Origin of the sequence: Marinobacter sp. GH_1, assembly GCF_048595985.1 — a bacterium.
In the GTDB taxonomy this organism is placed as follows: Bacteria; Pseudomonadota; Gammaproteobacteria; order Pseudomonadales; family Oleiphilaceae; genus Marinobacter; species Marinobacter shengliensis.
In genome coordinates, this window is sequence record NZ_CP184460.1 from 751,146 (window position 1) to 772,119 (window position 20,974).

General features: G+C 58.0%; 18 protein-coding genes and 1 riboswitch. Of the genes, 9 read left to right on the forward strand and 9 right to left on the reverse strand.

Annotation, left to right across the window (positions count from 1 at the left end; translation table 11 throughout):
* On the reverse strand, positions 1-909 hold the full coding sequence (locus ACNSOI_RS03515; protein ID WP_420195140.1) for a lysophospholipid acyltransferase family protein: 909 nt from the start codon (positions 907-909) through the stop codon (positions 1-3).
* Positions 906-2,324: a mannose-1-phosphate guanylyltransferase/mannose-6-phosphate isomerase gene (locus ACNSOI_RS03520; protein WP_138438165.1), complete on the reverse strand. Its 1,419-nt coding sequence runs from the start codon at positions 2,322-2,324 to the stop codon at positions 906-908. Before ACNSOI_RS03520 ends, ACNSOI_RS03515 begins: the two co-directional genes overlap by 4 nt.
* A 122-nt stretch (positions 2,325-2,446) precedes the next feature.
* Between ACNSOI_RS03520 and ACNSOI_RS03525 the strand changes: the two genes are divergently transcribed.
* On the forward strand, positions 2,447-3,247 hold the full coding sequence (locus ACNSOI_RS03525) for a glycosyltransferase family 2 protein (RefSeq protein WP_420195141.1): 801 nt from the start codon (positions 2,447-2,449) through the stop codon (positions 3,245-3,247).
* Between the two features lie 16 nt (positions 3,248-3,263).
* Here ACNSOI_RS03525 and ACNSOI_RS03530 read toward each other — a convergent pair whose 3' ends face one another.
* Genes ACNSOI_RS03530 through lpxL form a run of 4 tightly spaced genes read right to left on the reverse strand, consistent with a single transcriptional unit; the run spans position 3,264 to position 7,296 of the window.
* Entirely contained in the window at positions 3,264-4,271 is a 1,008-nt protein-coding gene (locus ACNSOI_RS03530; protein WP_420195142.1) for a glycosyltransferase, read from the reverse strand.
* Entirely contained in the window at positions 4,268-5,377 is a 1,110-nt protein-coding gene (locus ACNSOI_RS03535; RefSeq protein WP_420195143.1) for a glycosyltransferase family 4 protein, read from the reverse strand. Before ACNSOI_RS03535 ends, ACNSOI_RS03530 begins: the two co-directional genes overlap by 4 nt.
* A complete protein-coding gene (locus ACNSOI_RS03540; RefSeq protein WP_420195144.1) occupies positions 5,374-6,336 on the reverse strand; it encodes a mitochondrial fission ELM1 family protein in 963 nt (320 codons plus the stop codon). Before ACNSOI_RS03540 ends, ACNSOI_RS03535 begins: the two co-directional genes overlap by 4 nt.
* A gap of 3 nt (positions 6,337-6,339) precedes the next feature.
* Positions 6,340-7,296, reverse strand: coding sequence for an LpxL/LpxP family Kdo(2)-lipid IV(A) lauroyl/palmitoleoyl acyltransferase (gene lpxL, locus ACNSOI_RS03545; protein ID WP_420195145.1), 957 nt, complete (start codon positions 7,294-7,296; stop codon positions 6,340-6,342).
* 102 nt (positions 7,297-7,398) lie between these two features.
* Here lpxL and waaA point away from each other — a divergent pair, with 102 nt between their 5' ends.
* Positions 7,399-8,652: a lipid IV(A) 3-deoxy-D-manno-octulosonic acid transferase gene (gene waaA / locus ACNSOI_RS03550; protein WP_420195146.1), complete on the forward strand. Its 1,254-nt coding sequence runs from the start codon at positions 7,399-7,401 to the stop codon at positions 8,650-8,652.
* 43 nt (positions 8,653-8,695) lie between these two features.
* Here waaA and ACNSOI_RS03555 read toward each other — a convergent pair whose 3' ends face one another.
* On the reverse strand, positions 8,696-10,057 hold the full coding sequence (locus ACNSOI_RS03555; protein WP_106693273.1) for a TolC family outer membrane protein: 1,362 nt from the start codon (positions 10,055-10,057) through the stop codon (positions 8,696-8,698).
* A gap of 188 nt (positions 10,058-10,245) precedes the next feature.
* Positions 10,246-10,359, forward strand: a riboswitch (TPP riboswitch).
* Positions 10,360-10,440: 81 nt separating this feature from the next.
* Here ACNSOI_RS03555 and thiC point away from each other — a divergent pair.
* The 4 genes from thiC to cpdA all read left to right on the forward strand — a co-directional run bounded on the left by thiC (position 10,441) and on the right by cpdA (position 14,900).
* Positions 10,441-12,318 (forward strand): phosphomethylpyrimidine synthase ThiC, encoded by a 1,878-nt coding sequence (gene thiC / locus ACNSOI_RS03560; RefSeq protein ID WP_286253809.1) that lies wholly within the window; start codon positions 10,441-10,443, stop codon positions 12,316-12,318.
* A gap of 458 nt (positions 12,319-12,776) precedes the next feature.
* Positions 12,777-13,397 (forward strand): NUDIX domain-containing protein, encoded by a 621-nt coding sequence (locus ACNSOI_RS03565; protein ID WP_138438156.1) that lies wholly within the window; start codon positions 12,777-12,779, stop codon positions 13,395-13,397.
* Positions 13,394-13,879: a DUF1249 domain-containing protein gene (locus ACNSOI_RS03570; protein ID WP_061332404.1), complete on the forward strand. Its 486-nt coding sequence runs from the start codon at positions 13,394-13,396 to the stop codon at positions 13,877-13,879. Before ACNSOI_RS03565 ends, ACNSOI_RS03570 begins: the two co-directional genes overlap by 4 nt.
* Positions 13,880-14,093: 214 nt before the next feature.
* Positions 14,094-14,900: a 3',5'-cyclic-AMP phosphodiesterase gene (gene cpdA / locus ACNSOI_RS03575; protein WP_061332403.1), complete on the forward strand. Its 807-nt coding sequence runs from the start codon at positions 14,094-14,096 to the stop codon at positions 14,898-14,900.
* A gap of 81 nt (positions 14,901-14,981) precedes the next feature.
* On the opposite strand, the gene metE is transcribed toward cpdA, so the two are convergent.
* Positions 14,982-17,252, reverse strand: coding sequence for a 5-methyltetrahydropteroyltriglutamate--homocysteine S-methyltransferase (gene metE / locus ACNSOI_RS03580; protein WP_420195147.1), 2,271 nt, complete (start codon positions 17,250-17,252; stop codon positions 14,982-14,984).
* Between the two features lie 114 nt (positions 17,253-17,366).
* Here metE and ACNSOI_RS03585 point away from each other — a divergent pair, with 114 nt between their 5' ends.
* The 3 genes from ACNSOI_RS03585 (at position 17,367) to ACNSOI_RS03595 (ending at position 20,081) form a co-directional block, all read left to right on the forward strand.
* Positions 17,367-18,257: a LysR family transcriptional regulator gene (locus ACNSOI_RS03585; RefSeq protein WP_420195148.1), complete on the forward strand. Its 891-nt coding sequence runs from the start codon at positions 17,367-17,369 to the stop codon at positions 18,255-18,257.
* 48 nt (positions 18,258-18,305) lie between these two features.
* Positions 18,306-18,698: a glycine cleavage system protein GcvH gene (gcvH, locus tag ACNSOI_RS03590; RefSeq protein WP_061332400.1), complete on the forward strand. Its 393-nt coding sequence runs from the start codon at positions 18,306-18,308 to the stop codon at positions 18,696-18,698.
* A 186-nt stretch (positions 18,699-18,884) separates the two neighbouring features.
* Positions 18,885-20,081 (forward strand): class I SAM-dependent rRNA methyltransferase, encoded by a 1,197-nt coding sequence (locus tag ACNSOI_RS03595; RefSeq protein ID WP_420195149.1) that lies wholly within the window; start codon positions 18,885-18,887, stop codon positions 20,079-20,081.
* A 187-nt stretch (positions 20,082-20,268) separates the two neighbouring features.
* Here the strand turns inward: ACNSOI_RS03595 and ACNSOI_RS03600 are convergent, their stop codons facing one another.
* Positions 20,269-20,925: an HAD family hydrolase gene (locus ACNSOI_RS03600; RefSeq protein ID WP_061332398.1), complete on the reverse strand. Its 657-nt coding sequence runs from the start codon at positions 20,923-20,925 to the stop codon at positions 20,269-20,271.
* Between the last annotated feature and the right edge of the window lie 49 nt (positions 20,926-20,974).

The following is a 20,974-nucleotide window of genomic DNA, read 5'->3' on the forward strand; positions in this document are numbered from 1 at the left end:
TTAGTCGCAAATCTGCCCGGGCTTATAAGGATTCGGGTTCCCCGGCGGCCGGTGCCGCATACGTTTGTACTCCCACTGGTACTGTTCAGGGGCCATTCGCACCACCTTTTCCACGGATTGATTCAAGGCGGTGGCGCCGGCCACTGTATCATCGGCACCAATGCCAGGCTCCGCCCGAGTGACCAGAATCTTGAAGCCTTCGCCGTTGGGCAGGCGCTCGGCGTAGGTCACCAGAACATTGGCCCCGGTTTTCTGTACCAACTTGCCGACCAGGGTCATGGTCATCACGTCCATGCCAAAAAAGGGCGCGTAGGCGTTGGTTTTGCCCCGGGGAGATTGGTCGGGAAGAATGCCGGCTACGCCGCCTTCCTTCAAAATACCCATCAGGCGCATCAGGCCTTTACGGTCGCCGCGCACAAGTTCGGAGCCCAGGCGCCCCCTCACCCGAATCATGTAATCTTCGAATTCCTTGATGTGCGGAGGGCTGTATAGTGCGGCCATTTTATAGCGGGAGGAGAAAAACAGGCCGGCCAGCTCCCAGTTGCCAAGGTGGGGCGCGAGCAAGATCAATCCTTTGCCGGTCGCCAGGGCCTCATCAACCAGCTCCAGGCCTTCCGTTTCCTTGATCAACCCGAGGCACTTATCGACGGGCCACTCCCACATCAGCGGGATCTCCAGGGCCGTCATGCCGGTATGGGCCAGCGAGTCTCTGGAAAGGTCCCTGCGCTGCTCTTCGGTGAGTTCCGGCAGGCAGATGTCCAGATTGATGTCGGTGATCTTCTTTGGCCTGCCGCCCAGTTTCCAGGCCAGGAGCCCCAGCCATTTGCCGATGAACTGTGCGGCTCCCAGGGGTAAATAGCTAACCATCCGCAACAGGCCGGCAATCAGGTAATACTTGAATTTGCTCATGATCTGCCGTACCGGTCCTCGAATCGTACAATATCGTCTTCGCCCAGATAGGATCCGGACTGCACTTCAATCAGTTCCAGATCAATAACGCCGGGGTTTTCAAGGCAATGGATCTGGCCGACCGGTATGTAAGTGGACTGGTTTTCGGTCACCAGGTACGACTCCTCGCCATTGGTTACCTTTGCGGTGCCGCTGACGACAATCCAGTGTTCTGCCCGGTGGTGGTGCATCTGGACAGACAGCTTGGCGCCGGGCTTCACGGTGATGCGTTTCACCTGGTAGCGGTGGCCATTATCGATGGAATCATATACACCCCAGGGCCGGTAGACTTCCCGGTGATTCATGTGCTCGTGTCGACCATCATTCTTGATGCGTTCAACCACCTTTTTGACATCCTGGACCTGATCTTTATGGGCGACCAGCAAGGCGTCTTTGGTTTCAATGATCACCAGATCTTTCACGCCAACCGTGGCCACAAGGCGGCTGTCTGCCCGGACCAGAGTGCTCTCTGTGTTATGGGCAATGACATCACCGCTGAATGCGTTTCCGCAGCTGTCTTTCTCGGAAACTTCCCACAAGGCGGACCAGGAGCCGATATCGCTCCAGCCGGCATCGAGCGCTACCACGGCGGCGTTATCGGTCTTTTCCATCACGGCGTAATCGATGGAATCTTCCGGGCACTCGGCGAATACGCTTTCATTCACGCGGGTGAAGTGCAGATCCTCGCTGGCGTCGTCCAGCGCTGCCTGGCAGATGGCGAGAATGTCCGGGCGGTGTTTCTGCAGTTCCTGAAGGTAGGTGCGGGCGCCGAACAGGAACATGCCACTGTTCCAGAGGTAATCACCGGATGCGAGGTATTCTTCCGCGGTAGTCTGGTCAGGCTTCTCTACAAACCGGCTGACACTGAAACTGTCGGCGGCCAATTTCGGGCCTTGCTGGATGTAGCCGTAACCGGTTTCCGCATGGCCGGGTACTATGCCGAAGGTCACCAGCTTATCCTCCTGAGCCAGAGGAATGGCCTTCTGGATGCCGCTCTGGAACGCAGCGATGTCTTTGATCAGGTGGTCCGCAGCCAGAACCAGCATCAGCGGGTTCTGGTTTTCATCGATGTTCTTGACCAGTTGCAGGGCGGCCAGAGCGATGGCCGGTGCCGTGTTGCGCCCACAGGGCTCCAGAATGATTCGGGCATCTTTGTAGCCCGCCTGGCGCATTTGCTCAGCCGCCAGAAAACGGTGGTCTTCGTTGCAGATCAGCAGTGGATCGGCGGATTCCATCCCATCCAGCCGGGCCACGGTCAGCTGCAGCATGGATAGATGTTGGTCCGTCAGTTTCAGGAACTGCTTGGGGTTCAGTTGCCTGGATAACGGCCAAAGGCGAGAGCCGGTGCCTCCGGCCATAATGACGGGGTGAATCATGTGTTTGCTCCACGCGTAGCTTTCGGTCAGCATTGTCCTTTTCTGATGGCTGAATATTATCACAGGTGCGCTCTCTCGGCAGTGTTTGGGGCCGAGCAGGGTCCAGTTTGCGGGTGTTTATGATGAAACTGCCGTTATCGGTTTACTACATCACGTTGAATGAAGAGCAGAGGCTGCCGGAATCTCTTGAGAAGGTGAAGGACTGGGCTGATGAAATCATCGTTGTTGATTCGGGTAGTACAGACCGAACCTGTGAACTAGCAGAGGCCGCGGGCGCCCGGGTGGTTTATCGGGAATGGGAAGGCTTTGCGAGCCAGAAGGCCTATGCCGCCAGCCTGTGTGCGAACGACTGGGTACTTGATCTGGATGCTGATGAAGTGCTTTCCGATACCCTGGTACGAAACATCAAGCAGCTGTTTTCCAAGCCGATCTCTCCGGATATCGCTGGTTATCGTATGCGTTGGGTTTTGTCGTCCCCCAACCCGAGGCACCCTTTTCGGCACGACAAGTCCAAGAAGATCCTGCGGCTCTACAATCGGAAACGGGCTGCGATCCATGCGGAAAAACACAGTAACGATGATCGGCCTAGAGTGCATACAGGTAGCGTGTTGGAGTTCAAAGGCGATGTCTTGCACAGGACATTGATTTCTCTGGAGCAGATGGAGAGAAAGTACATTCAACTGTCCAGTGAGCAGGCCCGGTTCCTCTATGAGAAGGGCAGGCGAATTTCGACCCCGCGTTTGATGGTCGAATTTCCTTTGAAGTTTTTGAAGTATTACCTGATCCACCGTCAGGTATTGAATGGCTGGTTCGGGTTCAGTGTTTCAGTAGTGGCCGCAAACCGTAATTTCATGCGGTTGGCGAAGGCAAGGGAATTGCAGATGCTCGAGAGAATCAGTCGTTCCGGTGGCGAGGAGCAGTAAGACGCTCTCACAGGTGCTATTCGGCTTGATACACTCTGACGGTTGCCTCTGCCATGCCCCTGAGCGTGAGATGTGTCTGCGCATAGTCAAATGCGGATTGCTCAGATTCTTGAAGACCATCCAGGTTGTTCAGTGCGCTGGCGATGACGTCGGCGATAGCCTGCGCGGAAATGTCCCTGGCGAGCGCGTTCTCGGGAAGCAGGTCGACACTGCCGGAAACCGGGGTTGAGACCACCGGCAGTCCGGCCATCAAGGCTTCGATCAAAACGTAAGGAAACCCCTCCCGCCTTGAGCTGAGAACCATCAAGTCTGCATTGGACAATGCCGATGCCAGCGTTGTTTGGTGTCCTGCCATCGTCACCGAGTGTCTCAGTCTTTCATCGCCAATCAGCCGATGCAGGTTTCTGGCTTCAGAGCCGTCACCAAAGATGGTGAGGTGTGCCGTCGGAAAGCGGTCATGGATCATACTCCATGCCTGGATTAGCATGTCGAACCCCTTTACTGGCTCCAGCCTCCCGGCAGCAATGACGTTCGTTGTTTCGGGGAGTGGATAGTTGCCGGGGGGCGATTCCGGGGTGTCCTTCCGGATTCCATTGTAAATCAGATGAAGGGACCGGTGACTAAGGCCCTCGTAGATCGACCCGCTGACGGCAATGACTTTGTCCAGCACAAGGAAAGGGCGAAGGTTTGATTTGCTTCCGTGAATCGTCCCTACGGTTTGCCAGGTCTGACGAGGCAACCTGCCGAGTATGACGGCGGCTTTATTGCCGTGGGCGTGGGCGATATCGGGAGAAACCCGCTTCAATATCCGGGAAACGCACCAACGAAGCCAGGGGTTGTTTCGGCTCAGCTTCATCGGGCACGGATGAAACTCGGCGAATGGGAAGTGCGAGCGGTAGTCGGGATGGGCGATTATGTGCACCTCATGCCCGAGGCTCGTGAGGGCTTCCGCCAGGTCCGCCACATGTTTTTCCATGCCACCCCAGGCACTACCAGGCGTTGCGAGTATCAGGGCGACCTTCAATCGGGCCTCCCGTTCAGGGCCTGCTGGTATACCCGAAGCGTCGCCTCCGTCTGCGCCCGCAACAAAAACCGCTCCGGCAACTCAATCTCTGGCCGGGGCTTATCCAGCAATCCCAACACCGCACTGGCAAACGCCCCGGTATCATCCGGCGTCACCAGTCCGTCCCGAAAGCATGCCTGCAGCGTTTCCGCCGCACCGCCCCGGTTGTAGGCCACCACTGGCGTGCCGGACGCCAGGGCTTCGGTCACCGTGCGTCCGAAGGGTTCCGGCTTGGTGGACATGTGGCAAACCACATCAGCGAACAGATACAGGTTGGTCATGTCGTTGCGCTGGCCGAGGAATGTGACTTTATCGGTCAGGCCTAGCCGGCTGCGCTCTTTTTCAAGCTCCTGCAGGAATCGTTCTTTTCCCGGTTCGGCCCCGCCCACGATGATGCCGTGACAGTCCAGCCGCTGGCGGACAATGCGGGCCATGGCTTCAAGGTAGTCCAGTTGGCCTTTCCAGCGGGAAATGCGGCCGGGCATCATAATGATTTTCTTGCCGGCCAGTTGGGGGAAGCGGGACAGGAGGATGTCCAGCCACTGGTCGTTGATGGCGCGGTTGCGGAAGGCGTCGATGTCGACGCCGCGCTGGATCACCGTCAGCTTGTCTTCCGCTACCTCGAAATTCTTCAACACGTAATCCCGCACGCAATTGGAGACGGCAATGATCTGGTCCGCCCTGGTCATGATGGCGCTGTAGGGATTAACGGAATACATGCCGTGAAAGGTCGAGACAACGGCGGGCTGTTGGTCGGCAGGCAGGGTCTTCAGGGCCAGATGGATAATCCAGGCGGGCATGCGGGAGCGGACATGAACAATGTCAGGCCGCAGCTCCTGCAACAGCTTGCGCATGGGCAGAATCTGCCCGAAAGACGCGGGCGTTTTCCGGTGGATGGGCATGTGGATGTGGGTTGAGCCCTGGCCGCGCACTTGCTCTGCCATGGGCCCACCGTTGGAGACCACAAAAGACTCATGGCCACGCTTGACCAGCTCGGCGGCGAATTCCACCGTGCCTCTTTCCACGCCACCGCTATAGAGCGCAGGAAGAGCCTGGAGAATCTTCATTGCCTGGCCTCCTTTCCTGATTGTTGAAAAGCAGCCAAATAGTTACCCGCCACCCATTGGGCAGCCCGGTCGGCTTCCCAGAGTCGTTCATGCCTTTCTGCCTGTTCGGCCATCACGCTGGCATGGTCTGCCCAGTGGGCAATCAGCCCCCGCTCTGTCAGGCGTTTTACTCCGTTCGCCACTCGGCTGTTGGCACGCGCATTCAAACTCAGCAGGCCGGTGGGCACGCCGGAAGTGGCGGCTTCGCACACCATGGAAATGCTGTCCGGCGTTACCCAGACCGCGCGGGAAGCAGCGAGCTGGTGGCTGAGCCAGTCGTCGTGGGTACGGGTGTGATGCACTACGGAGATTTTCGGGCTCTGCAATTCGGCCAGCCGATCGGTGGTGCTTTCTGGTGTGCGCCGGGAATCGGTGATGGTCCAGCGCCACTGAGGGTAGCGGGCTATCAGGTCACTGACCTGGTTCAGAATGGCATCGTCGTCCCAATCGAAATGTTCCGAACGCCCACCCACCAGGATCAGGGCTTCCGGTTTGCTGGTCAGCCGGGCGAGGGGTGTGATGGTGTTGATCACGCCTTCGGTGTGCAGGATGTTGTTAGCGGGCTTTACCTCATCATGGGTCGGGATAATCGCGCCATCTACCCAGCCCAGTGGGAAGGCCGGTTTCATCAGTACCAGGGCTTTGGCCTTGCCCAGGCGCCGAAGTGCCAGTAATAAACGATGAGTACCGGTGCCTGCGGCCACAATCAGGTCCGGTTTGGGCAGTGCTGTATCCATAGCTGGGGCCACACCCAGCAGGGCCCGCCACAGAGGTACCGGGTATTCTTCGGCACTGATCCAGTAGAGCGCCGCGCCGGTCAGCACCCGCAGGCGATTGCCCAGCCCCTTGAGTTGGTTTTTGTGGCCGGGCTTGTTGTCTGTCAGCAGCCAGACAACCGGTGCTTGCGAGTGATTGCTCACGGGTTATTCCTTGCGCTTGCGCCCGTAAAAGCCGGGGTCTTCGCGGTCAGGGCGGGTTTTGAAGCGCCGGTGCATCCACAGGTATTGGTCTGGCGCTTTGCGGATTTCCTGCTCGATGACGGCGTTGATCCGGGTTGCATCGTCCAGGTCGTCACCGCTTGGGAAGTTCTCAAGGGCGGGGTGGAAATAGATGTCATAGCCGGGCTTGTCATCGCGGCGAAAATGGCTGAAGGGCACGACTTTACAGCCGCTGCGTTCGGCAATTCGCGAGGTGGCTGTGATGGTGCCGGCGGGAATGCCGAAGAAGGGGGCGAACACGATGTCCTTGCGGCCGTAGTCCTGATCTGTCGCGTACCACACGGCGCGATTTTTCTTGAGGCTCCTGAACAGGCCGCGAAGGTCGCGTGCGCCTAACACAGAACCGTATCGGCGGCCCCGGGCGCGGGTCATTACCGCATTCATCAGGGGGTTGTTGTGATCCCGTTGCATCACATCAGCCTCAATAAACTCAGTTGTCAGCCCTCCGCCCAAATCCAGAGTGCTGTAATGCCCTCCAAGTAATAACACTCCGTGGCCAGCTTCCAATGCTTTGTGATAGTGCTCAATGCCATGCACTCGAGTGATGCTTTTTAGTTTGGCTGGGTCCCGGAACCAGGCAATGCCAATTTCCATAAGACCAATGCCGTTGGCAATGAAGGAGTTGCGCACCAGGGCGGTCTGTTGTTGCGCGTTCAGTTCCGGGAAGCACAGCCGGATGTTGACTTCGGTAATGTGCCGCCGGCTTTTAGCTAACTTCCAAACCAGCAACCCGATCACCTTGCCAAGCCACCACTGAACACGGAGGGGAAGCTGTGCTACCAGCCACATCAACCCGATACCCAGCCAGGTTGGCCACCAGCGAGGATGACGGTAAGCTGAATAGTCGGTATTCCTTGGAAGTTTGCGGTACTTCTTTTTCAAAATCGTGAATCCTGCATCGACAAACGTTTAACCCGGGGGCAAGATGCAACCCCTCGACATTTTTCGCCCTATGATAACGCACTGTTTTGCCGGGAGTCCTGCGTGTTCCAGTTTATCTATTCCCTGCTGATTCGCCTGGCTCTGCCGTTTATTCTCATCCGGCTTTGGTGGCAAGGCCGCAAGGCGCCGGCGCTCAGGCAAGACTGGCAGCATCGCCTGGGCCACGTGCCTTCCATACCCGGGCCCGTAATCTGGGTGCATGCGGTCTCCGTGGGCGAGACCATCGCCGCCGGCCCCATGGTGCGTCGACTGTTGGCGCGCAATCTCGGTGCCACCATTCTGATGACCGCCATGACCGACACCGGCCTTGCCCAGGCCCGGAAAATGTTTGGTAACAGGGTAACCTATGCCTACGCGCCGTACGACACACCGGGCGCCATCCGTCGATTTCTTCGGCGGGTCAATCCCCGCATTCTGGTCATCATGGAAACCGAGATCTGGCCCAATATGATCAGCCAGTGCCGCCGCAAAAACGTGCCGGCGTTTCTGATCAACGCCCGGCTGTCGGAGCGCTCTGCCAGGGGCTACGAGCGGGTCAGGGGGCTGGCGTCGCCGATCATGAAAAGCATCACCTGGGTGGCGGCCCAGGCAGAACCGGATGCAGAACGCTTTCGTCGAATTGGGGTTGCCGCAAGCCACGTCGAGGTGACCGGCAGTGTGAAGTTCGATGTAGACATCCCGGAGGATGTCCGGCTTGCCTCTGAACGTTTTCGTACCACGCTTGGCCCCCGTCCGGTCTGGATCGCCGGCAGCACACACAGTGGCGAGGATGAACAGCTGCTTCAGGCTCACCGGTTGGTGCTTGCGGGACACTCTGATGCCCTGTTGATTATTGTGCCGCGCCACCCGGAACGCTTTGACGCCGTGGCGGTCATGGCACAGGAGCTGGGCTTTCAGGTTGCACGGCGATCTCAGGCGCAGAGTGCCGGGGGCGCGCAGGTTTATCTGGCTGATACCATGGGCGAGCTGATGATGCTCTACGGCGCCAGCGACCTTGCCTTTGTGGGAGGTTCACTGATCGAACGGGGCGGTCACAATCCGCTGGAGCCGGCAGCCTGGGGTATCCCGGTGTTTTCCGGGCCTCATGTGTTCAATTTCGAGACCATCTACGAACGGTTGCTGGCAGACCAGGGTGTGCAGTTGGTTCAGGGGGCAGACGATCTGGCTCGGGCGATCAATCTATTGTTTGCCAACCCGGCGGAACGCAAAGCCTATGGGGAGCGAGCACTGGCGGTGGTTAACAAAAACCGGGGCGCATTAGACAGAGTGGTTGAGGGGATAATAGAAAGGCTGTGATTCCGGGGCAGTCGCCACCGGAATCACACGGACGACGGTGCCATTACTGCGTGGGGTCGTCCAGGGTCAGATCTTCTTCTGCCAGAGCTTCGATGCCCCTGGCGCTGGCGCTGAGCCAGTTGTTCAGTTCAATCAGGTCTTGCGGGCTCAGAGTGCCTGCCGCCTGTTTCAGCTGTAACGTGTTAATTACGTAATCGTAACGGGCATTGGCATAATCCCGCAGGGCCACGTAATACGCCCGCTCGGCATCCAGCACTTCCACAATGTTCCGGGTTCCCACATCGTAACCGGCACGGGTCGCGTCCAGCGCACTGCGGCGGGAGATGATGGTCTGTTCCAGGGCTGAGGCGGTTTCAACGTTATTATTTACGGTCAGGTACAGGCTGCGGGTGTTAACCCGAACATCCCGGCGCGTTGTGTTCAGGTCTTCCTGCGCGGCGGTAACCAGTGAGCGCTGCTGGCGCACGCCGGCTTGTGTGCCGCCACCCATGTAGAGGGGAACGTTCAGCTCAAGGCCAATAACGCCTTGTGTGCCTTCCTGTTGGGTATTCTTGGCGCCATCCAGTTCAGACTTGCCATAAGACGCAAACAGGTCAAGCGTAGGCAGGTGGCCGGATTTCGCGACCTTCAGGTTGGCCTCGTTGGCATTCAACTGATAAAGCGCAGACTGAATAACCCAGTTCTGCTCAAGTGCGGTGTTTTCCCAGGCTGAAGGATCCATCGGCTCCGGTCGGCCAAGCGGGAAGTTCTCGCGCAGGTTTTCCAGATCCTCTGCGTATTCGCCAGTCAAACGCGCCAGTTGTTCACGGGCAACGTTGAGCTGGTTTTCAGCGGCGATGCGCTGACTTTTACTGTCATCGTAACTGGCGCGGGCCTCATAGACCTCGGTGATGGCAATCAGGCCGACATCAAAGCGTTCCTGAGCCTGCTCGTACTGCCGCTGGATGGCTGCTTCGGTGGCGCGTGCGGTTGTCACCGTATCCTGGGCACGCAGCACGTTGAAGTAAGCGGTGGCGACGTCCAGAATCAGCTGCTGTTGGGCCAGGTTGTACTGAGCCTGGGCGGCTTCGGTCTGGAACTGACTGGCATCGTAGCGGAACCAGCTGTCGGCACGAAACACCGGTTGGCTCAGCCGAACGCCGTAGTTCAGGGCCTTATAGCTGTCTCCCGGGCCATTCTTGGCGTCGAAATCTGTGTGGTTGGCCTCAGCAAACGCGCCGACTTGTGGCAGAAGTGTGCTCCTGCTGACATCGCTGGCCGCCTGTTGCGCCTGGAACTGTGCCAGCGCCGAGGCAATGCCCGAATCGTAAGATAGCGCTTTCTCGTAGGTTTCCATCAGATCCAGAGAAAAGGCAGGCTGGGCTGCGAGCAGGGTGATCAATCCTGGAAGTAAACGTTTCTTCATTGTTTCTCCTGACATGCTATCTCCGGGCATCCGTGATCGGGATACGGGAATCGGAAGGCCATCGCGCAGAGTGATAGAGCTGCCCTGATAGTGACCCAAAGGTATTGGTTGACCATTATGGACAATAATCAGTCCGGCCTCTACACTTGCATAGCTCAACCATTTTGTGAGCAAAACAAAATACTTATCGCGTCTTGACGGGGTGCCGAATTGCCAGAACATGGCGATCGGCTGAGATTGCAACGCAGAACCCGCGACCTGATCCGGATAATACCGGCGTAGGAATTAAGACCATATGAACCGCGTCAACATGCCTTTGGTGGCATCTTGTCGTAACTCCGTCATACGCGACCCGACACCATCAGCCTCAACGGGAGCAGATCATGACGGACTTGCCAGCTTACCTCAGCGACTCCGCGAAAGTGGACTCCGCAGCAATCAAACCATTACCAAGCTCACGAAAAATATATGTGCAGGGTAGCCGACCCGATCTGCGCGTGCCTATGCGGGAAATTACTGTGGGAGACACCCCCACGGAAATGGGCGGCGAAAAGAACCCGCCGGTCGTTGTGTACGACACTTCCGGGCCTTACACCGACCCTGAGGCCTCCATCGACCTGAGAAAAGGCCTGCCCCCGGTTCGCGCCAACTGGATTGCCGAGAGGGGCGATGTGGAGCAGCTGGATGGCTACACCTCCGAATTCACCCGCCGGCGCATGAAAGACCCCCAGCTCGACCCGTTGCGCTTTATGGATGAGCGTAAACCCCTGCGAGCGAAGCCGGGCAAGAACGTTTCCCAGATGCATTACGCCCGCCAGGGCATCATCACCCCGGAGATGGAATACATCGCCATCCGGGAAAACATGAAGCTGCAGGAAGCTCGTGACAATGGCTTGCTGGCGGATCAACACCCCGGCCAATCTTTCGGTGCCAACCTGCCGCCGGAGATCACTCCCGAGTTTGTTCGCGACGAAGTGGCTCGTGGCCGCGCCATCATTCCCGCCAACATCAACCACCCGGAAACCGAGCCGATGATCATCGGCCGTAACTTTCTGGTGAAGATCAACGGCAACATCGGCAACTCGGCGGTCACCTCGTCCATCGAAGACGAAGTCGAAAAACTGACCTGGGGTATCCGCTGGGGTTCCGACACGGTGATGGACCTGTCCACCGGCAAGAACATCCACGAAACCCGCGAGTGGATCATCCGCAACTCGCCGGTGCCGATCGGCACCGTGCCCATTTACCAGGCCCTGGAAAAAGTGGGCGGCGTGGCCGAAGACCTGACCTGGGAAATCTTCCGGGACACGTTAATTGAGCAGGCAGAACAGGGCGTAGACTACTTCACCATCCACGCCGGCGTGCGGCTCCATCACGTGCCGCTGACCGCGAAACGTACCACCGGCATCGTGTCCCGCGGTGGCTCCATCATGGCCAAGTGGTGCCTGGCGCACCACAAGGAAAGCTTCCTGTACGAGCACTTCGAAGACATCTGCGAAATCATGAAGGCCTACGACGTGTCCTTCAGCCTCGGCGACGGACTGCGCCCCGGTTCTATCGCGGATGCCAACGACGCCGCCCAGTTCGGCGAACTGGAAACCCTGGGCGAGCTCACCAAAATTGCCTGGAAGCACGACGTCCAGTGCATGATCGAAGGCCCCGGCCATGTACCCATGCACCTGATCAAAGAGAACATGGACAAGCAGCTGGAATGCTGCGACGAAGCGCCGTTCTACACCCTCGGCCCACTGACCACGGATATTGCTCCAGGCTACGACCACATCACTTCCGGAATTGGTGCGGCCATGATTGGCTGGTTCGGCTGCGCCATGCTCTGCTACGTTACCCCGAAGGAGCACCTGGGGCTGCCGAACAAGGATGATGTAAAAACCGGCATCATCACCTACAAAATCGCCGCCCACGCGGCCGATCTGGCCAAGGGCCATCCGGGGGCCCAGATCCGCGATAATGCCTTGTCCAAGGCCCGTTTCGAGTTCCGCTGGGAAGACCAGTTCAACCTCGGCCTGGACCCGGACACCGCCCGCGCTTTCCACGATGAGACCCTGCCCAAGGAATCGGCGAAGGTGGCCCACTTCTGCTCCATGTGTGGGCCGAAGTTCTGTTCCATGAAAATCTCGCAGGAAGTAAGGGATTACGCGGCAGAGCAGGGCATCGACGAGGTATCGGCGATTGATGCCGGGATGCAGGCCAAATCGCGGGAGTTCGTGGAGTCCGGCTCCAAGCTTTACGACAAGGTCTGACTTTGGCGCTCTAGATCGCCTAGCCTGCTGGTTAGGCGTTGTGAGTCGGGGTGGGGGTGCCGTTCAGGAGACGCCTCAAGACGTCCCTGTGCGGCTTGGGCTCCGCCATCCCTGGCTCCGCACACTCCTGAACGGCACCCCCACCCCAACTCTCTTGGGCTTTGGCAGTAATCGCTCCCAAGAGGGCGTCAGGCAATGTTGGGGCGTGTCGCACAAGCGTCGGCTGCAGTCGTTGGGTATTGCTTTCCAAAACTGTGCGGAGCCAGGGATGGCGGAGCCCAAGCGCCCCATGGATGGGCCGAAGGAGCGTGTTTTGGAAAGCAATACCCAACGACTGCGATGCACCAACCTGAGCAGGCTAGGGCCAGAACCAAACCATTACGCCAGCCGTAAGACACTTGCACCCAAGCAACCCCAAAGGCTATCGTTCCAAGCCGAACACCAAACCGGAAACACGAATGCCGAAACCGTTCCAGTTCAACGCCAGCGACGTCACCGTCGAAAAACGCGAAACCGTTTTCCAGGGCTTCTTCCGCATGGACAAGCTCTGGCTGACTCACCCGCGCTTTGACGGCCGCGACATGCCCACCTTCACCCGCGAACTTTTCGTTCGGGGCGACGCCACCTGCGTGCTCCCCTACGACCCGGAACGGGACGAAGTCGTGCTGCTGGAACAGTTTCGCCTCGGCGCTCTGGGCCGTAACCAGTCGCCCTGGTTGCTGGAGCTCGTGGCCGGCATGAATGAAGACGGCGAAAGCCCGGAAGACGTGGCCCAGCGGGAAGGGCAGGAAGAGGCAGGGTTGAGCTTTAGCCGACTTGATAAAATCTGCGATTACCTGGTGTCTCCGGGTGGCACCACCGAAATGATTCACCTTTATTGCGGACAGGTCAGTACGGCCGAGGCTGGCGGTGTTTTCGGTATGGAGCACGAACACGAAGATATTCTCAGCCACGTGGTCAGCGCTGAAGAGTGCTTCGCCATGATTGCCGATGGCCGCATCAACAACGCTGCCGCCATCATCGCTATCCAATGGCTGCAGCTGAACCGGGACAGGCTGCGCCGGGAGTGGCGGGCATGACCGAGTGGGTAAAACGGCCCAAGCCGTATGTGCCGGATCTGCGTCAGTTGGGTGCGCTGTGTGATGGCAACTACCAGCGCCTGCGCAAACTGCGCCAGTTGGAGGCTGATGGTAAGCCCGTTTGCGAGTTTGAGCTGCACCGGGAAAACCAGTATTTGGGCCGGGTGCGCATCGAAGTGCTGCAAACCGCAAAGTTCACCGAAACCCTGTTACTCGAGCAAGTGCATAACAGTGGCCGGTGGCTGAACAACCCGCAAATGACGGTGCGTGTATACCATGACGCGCTCATGGCTGAAGTGATCAGTTGCTACCGGCAGCGCCAGATTGCGCCGGTAAACGACTACCCGAACCGGTTCATGCATCACCCGGATGAGAAGGTTCAGGTTAATGGGTTTCTGGCCGATTGGCTGGATTACTGCCTGCGGTTTGGACACCTGCCTATGGAGCACGCCGCCTGGTCTGCGGGCGAAGGCTGCGACTGAATTCGTTGTCTCTGTCATGAACTGCGCCACAGTGCGCTGAAAGTCTGACTTGCTCCCGGCTTTGCCTGTGCCATAGTTGTCAAAAACTGCAAAATCTTTGTGGTGGCGGGCCAGAATGTGACCTACCTTCCATTTAAAACTGATAAAACGGAACGCAGCCGTCGTACACTTGTCTGAAATATCAAACGGTTGCACTCAAGACAACAGGCCCTGAATGACCATTGCGCATACTGCTCACCCCCTGAAGGTATTGCAGCTGACCGACCCGCACCTGATGGCGTCGGCAGATGGCGCGTTGCTTGGGGTCAATACCCGGGACAGCCTGGCGGCGGTGATTGATGAAGTCTTGCGCAACCATGGCCAGCCGGATCTGATCCTCGCGACCGGTGATCTTACTCAGGATGCGTCATCTGAGGCCTATCGGTATTTTGGCGAGCAGTTGAAAGCGTTTAACTGCCCCTCGCTCTGGATTGCCGGCAATCACGACGATTCCGACTTGTTGGCGTCCATCGCAGCGGAGTTTCAGGCGGAGCAAAAACAGCTCGTGCAGGGAGGCTGGCATTTTGTGATGTTGGACTCTTCCGTGCACGGCAAGGTTTTCGGTGAGCTTTCGCAGCCGGAGCTTGCTTTCCTGGACGAGTCACTGTCGCAGCAACCGGAGTTGCCCACCATGGTGTGCCTGCACCATCACCCGGTGGATATTGGCTCTGACTGGATGGAAAAAATCGGCCTGAAGAACCGCGATGCTTTCTGGCAGGTGATCGACAGGCACCCGCAAGTGAAAATCGTGCTCTGGGGTCACATCCACCAGGATCTCCAACAGCAGCGTAATAGCGTGCAGCTGCTCGCCACGCCCTCCACTTGCATCCAGTTCGCCACTGGGTCCAGCAAATTTGCCGTAGAGCCGCTGGCGCCCGGATACCGTTGGTTTGAGCTTGAGGCTTCCGGGCAGTACTCCACGGAAGTATGCCGGGCGAATGGGTTCGAGTTTGATCTGGACGAGAAGAGTACCGGTTACTAGCCGATTATTATGTCCCTGTATATTCACAGGCCGGCGTGTTCGCCGGCCTGTGAATATACAGGGACAGTCCGTGTTCGAGCGTCAGGCCCGCAAAGCCTGGGCCGCTGCAACCATCGTCTCCAGCGCAGGCGTCACTTCCTCCCATTTACGGGTTTTCAAACCGCAGTCCGGGTTGATCCACAATCGTTCTGCCGGGATGCGTTCTGCCGCCAGGGTCATCAGATTGATGATGTGTTGCTTGTCCGGAATGTTGGGGGAGTGAATATCGTACACGCCCGGGCCAATGTCGTTCGGGTATTCAAAGTTCCGGAAAGCATCCAGCAACTCCATGTCCGACCGTGAGGTCTCGATGGTGATCACGTCGGCATCCATGTGGGCGATGGCCTCAATGATGTCGTTGAACTCCGAATAACACATGTGGGTGTGAATCTGGGTGCTGTCATCCACGCCATTGGCGGCGATGCGGAAGCTGTTAATCGCCCAGTCCAGGTACGTTGCCCAGTCTGACTGGCGCAGGGGCAAGCCTTCCCGCAACGCGGCTTCGTCGATCTGGATGATGTTCACGCCAGCCTTTTCCAGGTCCTGTACCTCTTCACGAATGGCCAGGGCCAGTTGCAGGCAGGAGTCTTTCCTTGGCTGATCGTCCCGCACGAAGGACCAGTTCAGAATCGTCACCGGGCCGGTCAGCATGCCTTTTACCGGCTTGTCGGTGAGGGATTGGGCAAAACGAATCCAGTCCACCGTCATCGCTGCTGGCCGGCGGATGTCTCCAAACAGGATGGGTGGTTTTACACAGCGGGAGCCGTAGGATTGCACCCAGCCGAAGCGGGTAAAGGCATAGCCTTCCAACTGCTCACCGAAGTATTCCACCATGTCGTTGCGCTCTGGCTCACCATGAACCAGCACATCCAGTCCCAGCTTTTCCTGCTCTTCGATGCATCGGGCGATTTCTGCCTGCATCTGCTCGGTATAGGCTTGCCCGGTCAGTTCGCCTTTACGGAATTGCAACCTTGCCTGGCGGATCTCCGGCGTTTGCGGGAAAGAACCGATGGTGGTGGTCGGGAACGCCGGGAGGTTCAGGATCTGACGCTGCCTGGCAATTCGCTGGGGATAGGGGCTTTGGCGGTTGCCCAGTTCCTGCGTCACTGCGGCGATGGCACGGCGAACCTCCGGGTTGATAACACGGTCGGATTTCCGGCGGCTGTTAATGGCCCGCTGGTTTGCGGCCAGCTCTGCGCGAACACTGGCGTGGCCTTCGTTCAGGGACTTCGCCAGCGTGCTCAGCTCATCAAGTTTCTGCACAGCAAAGGCCAGCCAGCTGCGGATTTCAGTATCCAGCTCCTGCTCACGATCCAGGTCTACCGGCACATGCAGCAGCGAGCACGACGGCGCCAGCCACAGGCGGTCGGCCAATTTCTCACTCAGCGGCTCCAGCCACTCCAATATGGCGTTCAGGTCGGATTTCCAGATGTTACGGCCGTTGATGACACCAAGGGAAAGCACCTTGTGGCTGGGCAGCCAATCTGCCACGCGGCTGACTTCAGCAGGGGCGCTCACAGCATCGATGTGCAGCCCGGCCACCGGCAATTCGCAAGCCAGTTGCAGGTTATCCCGGAGCTCTCCGAAATAGGTAGCCAGCAGCAGCTTCGGGCGATTGGCCTTTAACTGGTGATAGGCCAGGTTGAACGCATAGCGCCAGTTGGCGTCCAAATCGGTCACCAGGGCCGGTTCATCAATCTGCACCCATTCGGCACCGGCATCGGCCAGGGCTTCCAGTAGCTGCGAGTAGACTGGCAGCAGGCGCTCCAGCAAATCCAGGCGATGACTGCCATCCGAGGTTTTGCCTAACCACAGGTAAGTAACGGGCCCGATGATCACGGGCTTGGCATTAACGCCCTGTTTCCGTGCTTCAGCCAATTGGGCCAGAAGGCGTTCGGGATTCAGCTCGAACTGGGTGTTGGCATGAAGCTCCGGCACGATGTAGTGGTAGTTGGTATCGAACCATTTGGTCATTTCGCCAGCGGCGGTGGCGCAGCAGGGGCTGTCGTTGGCACCCCGGCCCCGGGCGGCACGGAAGTAGGCGTCCAGTTCCGAGCCTTCTTTGTCTTTGGCCCGTGCTGGCAGGTTGCCGAGGGAGACGGACATATCCAATACCTGGTCGTAAAGTGAGAACTCACCTACCGGTACATAGTCCAGCCCGGCTTGCTGCTGCCAGTGGCGCCGGCGCAGGTCGGCGGCCGTGATGGCTAATTCTTGCTCGGTCTGCCGGCCAGCCCAGTAGGCTTCCAGTGCGAATTTCAGCTCCCTCTGGCCGCCAATGCGGGGGAAGCCCAGGTTGTGAGTGATTGCCATGATTGAATCCTTGAATTCCGTGGTTTGTTGAAGGCCTTCAAGGTTAGGTGGGTGATGACATGAATAAAAATGGTATTATTTCACCTATTCATGAGAATAATTCACGGGTTGGCCATGATTGAACGACATCACCTGGAGATATTGCGAGCGGTGGAGCGCCATGGCTCGTTGACGGCGGCAGCGGAACAGTTGCACCTGACTCAATCCGCGCTGTCCCATGCGGTTCGCAAGTTGGAGCAGCAGCTGGACACGCCGGTCTGGCTGAGGGAAGGGCGCCAATTGCGGTTTACCCAGGCGGGCAGTCAGCTGTTGGGATTGGCGAACCGCCTGTTGCCCCAGTTTGAACATGCGGAAATGCAGGTTCGACAGATTGCCAGGGGCCAACGCGGGAGCCTGCGTGTGGGAATGGAGTGCCATCCTTGCTATCAATGGCTTCTGAAGGTAGTGGGTCCTTACTTGCAGTATTGGCCGGATGTGGATGTGGATGTAAAGCAAGAGTTCCAGTTCGGTGGTATGGGGGCGCTTTTCGGCCATGACATCGATCTTCTGGTAACGCCAGATCCGCTGCACAAGCCGGGAGTATGTTTTGAGCCGGTGTTCGACTACGAGCAGGTGTTGGTGGTGCCTGAAGGCCACTCGCTGGCGGGCAAGGCGTGGGTAGAGCCCCACCAATTGGAGAAAGAAACCCTGATTACCTACCCGGTGGCGGTGGAGCGGCTGGATATTTTTACCCGGTTTTTCCTGCCGGCCCACTGCGCGCCCGCCCGGCACAAGACCATCGAAACCACTGATATCATGTTGCAGATGGTGGCTGCGGGCCGGGGAGTGAGTGCGTTGCCGCGCTGGCTGGTGGATGAGTACGCCAGAAACCTGCCAATTACTGCGCTGAAGCTGGGTAAAGAGGGTATGCCCAAACAGATTTTTCTGGGCTTCCGGGAGCGGGATGAGTCGGTGGATTATCTTTCCGAGTTTGTGAAGTTGGCGCGTGAGGTTCGCTGGGGCTAGGATCTTCGGTTAAACTGCGCGAAAAATTTCAACAGGACACACAAAATCATGAGCGATATTCCTGCAGATCTGAAATACATCGAAACTCATCAGTGGGTTCGGGTGGATGCCGATGGCACAGCCACCGTGGGGATTACCGATTTTGCCCAGGAGCAGTTAGGTGATGTGGTTTATATCGGTGTGCCGGAGGTTGGTGCGACGGTGAATGGTGGCGAGGAGGCCGGTGTGGCCGAGTCGGTTAAGTCGGCTTCGGATGTTTTTAGCCCGGTGACGGGTGAGGTGATTGAGATTAATGAGAAGCTTGAAGACGAGCCGGAGATTGTGAACGAAGATCCTTATGGCGATGGTTGGATGTTCAAGGTGAAGCTGGCTGATAAAGGCGAGCTTGATGGCCTGATGGATGCGGCAGCCTATGGTGAGCATGTGGCAGCAGAAGAGTAAGATCCGCTCCTGGTGCAAGCGTGTTTCCGGGGACAGACCTCCCGAAACACGCTCCTTCGGCACATCCATGTGGCGCTTGGGCTCCGCCATCCATGGCTCCGCACAGTTTCGTGAGGCCTGTCCCCGGAAGCACGCCCAAGCAATGGCGCGGTCCTCTATTTAACCGAACTCTCAGGTAACTATTCGATGGATTTTCCCGTTCTCTACCTGCGCAAGGGCGCAGAACGCCGTCTTCGTGCCGGCCATTTGTGGGTGTACAGCAACGAAGTAGACACTCAACGCAGCCCGCTACCGGGGTTTGAGTCCGGCGCGCAGGTTCAGGTGCGTGCATCGAACGACAAGCCGATGGGTGTGGCGTTTGTGAACCCTCACGCATTGATTTGCGGCCGGCTGATCAGTCGGGATGCGGACCATGGCATGACGCCTAAGCGGCTGACGGATCGGATGGAGGCGGCGCTCAGTCTTCGGGAGCGTTTGTTTGATAAGCCTTTTTACCGTTGGGTGTTTGGTGACAGTGATGGGCTGTCTGGCTTGGTGGTGGATCGGTTTGATGATGTCGTGGTGGTGCAGATTTCCACCGCGGGCATGGAGCAGATGAAGGATGCCATTGTGCGTGCGGTGCAGCGGTTGGCTCATGCCCGGGTTATTGTGCTGAAGAACGACGGCAAGATGCGCAAGGTTGAAGGGCTGGACACCTATGTGGAGTTTGCCCATGGGCCGGAAGCGGATACGGTGCTGGTGGAGGAGAACGGTGCTCGCTTTGAGGTGCCGTTGGCCGGTGGTCAGAAAACCGGCTGGTTCTATGATCATCGTATGAATCGGCAACGCCTGCAGGCCTATGCGCCGGGTAAGAAAGTGCTGGATGTGTTCAGTTACGTGGGCGGTTGGGGTATTCAGGCCGCTTGTGCCGGGGCATCCCAGGTGACCTGTGTGGACGCGTCCTCATCGGCGGTGGATGCGGTGCACCACAATGCCAAGCTGAACGGGCTGGAGAATGTGGACACTATTGAAGGCGACGCCTTTGATGCCCTGAAAGCTCTGGCGGATGAGAAAGAAAAGTTCGACATTGTGGTACTGGACCCGCCCGCGCTGATTCCCCGCCGCCGTGACCAGAAAGCTGGGGAGCAGGCCTATGCCCGGCTGAATCAATTGGGGCTCAGGCTGCTGGAGCGTGATGGATTGCTGGTGTCAGCATCTTGCTCCATGCATCTGTCCCAGGAAAAGCTGATCGACATTATTCGTGGCAGTGGCCGCAAGATTGACCGGTTTGTGCAGCTGCTGGAGCAAGGTCACCAGGCGCCGGACCACCCGATTGTGCCGGGGATTCCGGAAACGGACTACATCAAGTCCTGCTTTGTGCGGTCTCTGACAGGGTTTTTCTAGGTTTTAAGGGTCTGTCCCCGCATGGGGACTGACCCATCTTGGAATCCAGTACCATTGTCTAGGGGTCTGTCCCCGAACGGGGACTGACCCATTTTGGACTCCAGCACCATGGTTCGATCTGGTTGCAACAGACGGGCAAAAGTGGGTCAGTCCCCATGCGGGGACAGACCCCTGGAGCAGCCCCCTGTCAGACCCGTAACGACATAACCTTCCAGCCATTCTCCACAGCCGTCTTCTCCAGCGTCGGATCCGGATCAACCGCCACCGGGTTCTCCACCCTCCGCAACAGCGGCAGGTCGTTATGTGAGTCGCTGTAGAACCAGGCGCCCTCAAGGCTCTCACCGTGAGCTGCCAGCCAGTCGTTCAGCCGTTCCACTTTGCCTTCCTGAAAACTTGGTGTGCCAGCCACTTCACCGGTGAATTTGCCGTTGACCAGCTCGGGTTCGGTGGCGATCAGGTGCTCAATGCCCATTAGTTCAGCAATTGGCTCGGTAATGAATCGGTTGGTGGCGGTGATAATCATCAGGGTATGGCCCTGTTCGCGGTGGTCGGCCAGTAGCTTCGCCGCCTTATCCTGCATCATGGGCTGTACTTTCTTGGCCATGAAGGCTTCGCGCCAGCGTTCCAGTTCGTCCATGTTGTGCCGGGTCAGTGGTGCCAGGACAAAGCGCTGATAGTGGAATACGTCGAGCTCTCCGTTCAGATACTCTTCGTAAAAGCGGTCATTGGCGCGCTTGTACTCTTCGGCATCCACCATGCCCTCTTCCACCAGAAACTCACCCCAGGCATGGTCGCTGTCACCGTTCAGCAAGGTGTTGTCCAGATCAAATATTGCGAGCGTCAAGCCGTTTCCTCCCATTGTGACAGGCTCTGAAGCAGGAGCCACAGTCTAC

What these genes read in the sequence shown, in the direction of transcription:
- ACNSOI_RS03555 (WP_106693273.1), bottom strand. Translation starts at nt 10,057, where the DNA reads ATGAAGAAACGTTTACTTCCAGGATTGATCACCCTGCTCGCAGCCCAG.
- ACNSOI_RS03525 (WP_420195141.1), top strand. Translation starts at nt 2,447, where the DNA reads ATGAAACTGCCGTTATCGGTTTACTACATCACGTTGAATGAAGAGCAG.
- cpdA (WP_061332403.1), top strand. Translation starts at nt 14,094, where the DNA reads ATGACCATTGCGCATACTGCTCACCCCCTGAAGGTATTGCAGCTGACC.
- ACNSOI_RS03565 (WP_138438156.1), top strand. Translation starts at nt 12,777, where the DNA reads ATGCCGAAACCGTTCCAGTTCAACGCCAGCGACGTCACCGTCGAAAAA.
- gcvH (WP_061332400.1), top strand. Translation starts at nt 18,306, where the DNA reads ATGAGCGATATTCCTGCAGATCTGAAATACATCGAAACTCATCAGTGG.
- ACNSOI_RS03585 (WP_420195148.1), top strand. Translation starts at nt 17,367, where the DNA reads ATGATTGAACGACATCACCTGGAGATATTGCGAGCGGTGGAGCGCCAT.
- metE (WP_420195147.1), bottom strand. Translation starts at nt 17,252, where the DNA reads ATGGCAATCACTCACAACCTGGGCTTCCCCCGCATTGGCGGCCAGAGG.
- ACNSOI_RS03515 (WP_420195140.1), bottom strand. Translation starts at nt 909, where the DNA reads ATGAGCAAATTCAAGTATTACCTGATTGCCGGCCTGTTGCGGATGGTT.
- thiC (WP_286253809.1), top strand. Translation starts at nt 10,441, where the DNA reads ATGACGGACTTGCCAGCTTACCTCAGCGACTCCGCGAAAGTGGACTCC.
- ACNSOI_RS03595 (WP_420195149.1), top strand. Translation starts at nt 18,885, where the DNA reads ATGGATTTTCCCGTTCTCTACCTGCGCAAGGGCGCAGAACGCCGTCTT.
- ACNSOI_RS03520 (WP_138438165.1), bottom strand. Translation starts at nt 2,324, where the DNA reads ATGATTCACCCCGTCATTATGGCCGGAGGCACCGGCTCTCGCCTTTGG.
- ACNSOI_RS03570 (WP_061332404.1), top strand. Translation starts at nt 13,394, where the DNA reads ATGACCGAGTGGGTAAAACGGCCCAAGCCGTATGTGCCGGATCTGCGT.
- ACNSOI_RS03535 (WP_420195143.1), bottom strand. Translation starts at nt 5,377, where the DNA reads ATGAAGATTCTCCAGGCTCTTCCTGCGCTCTATAGCGGTGGCGTGGAA.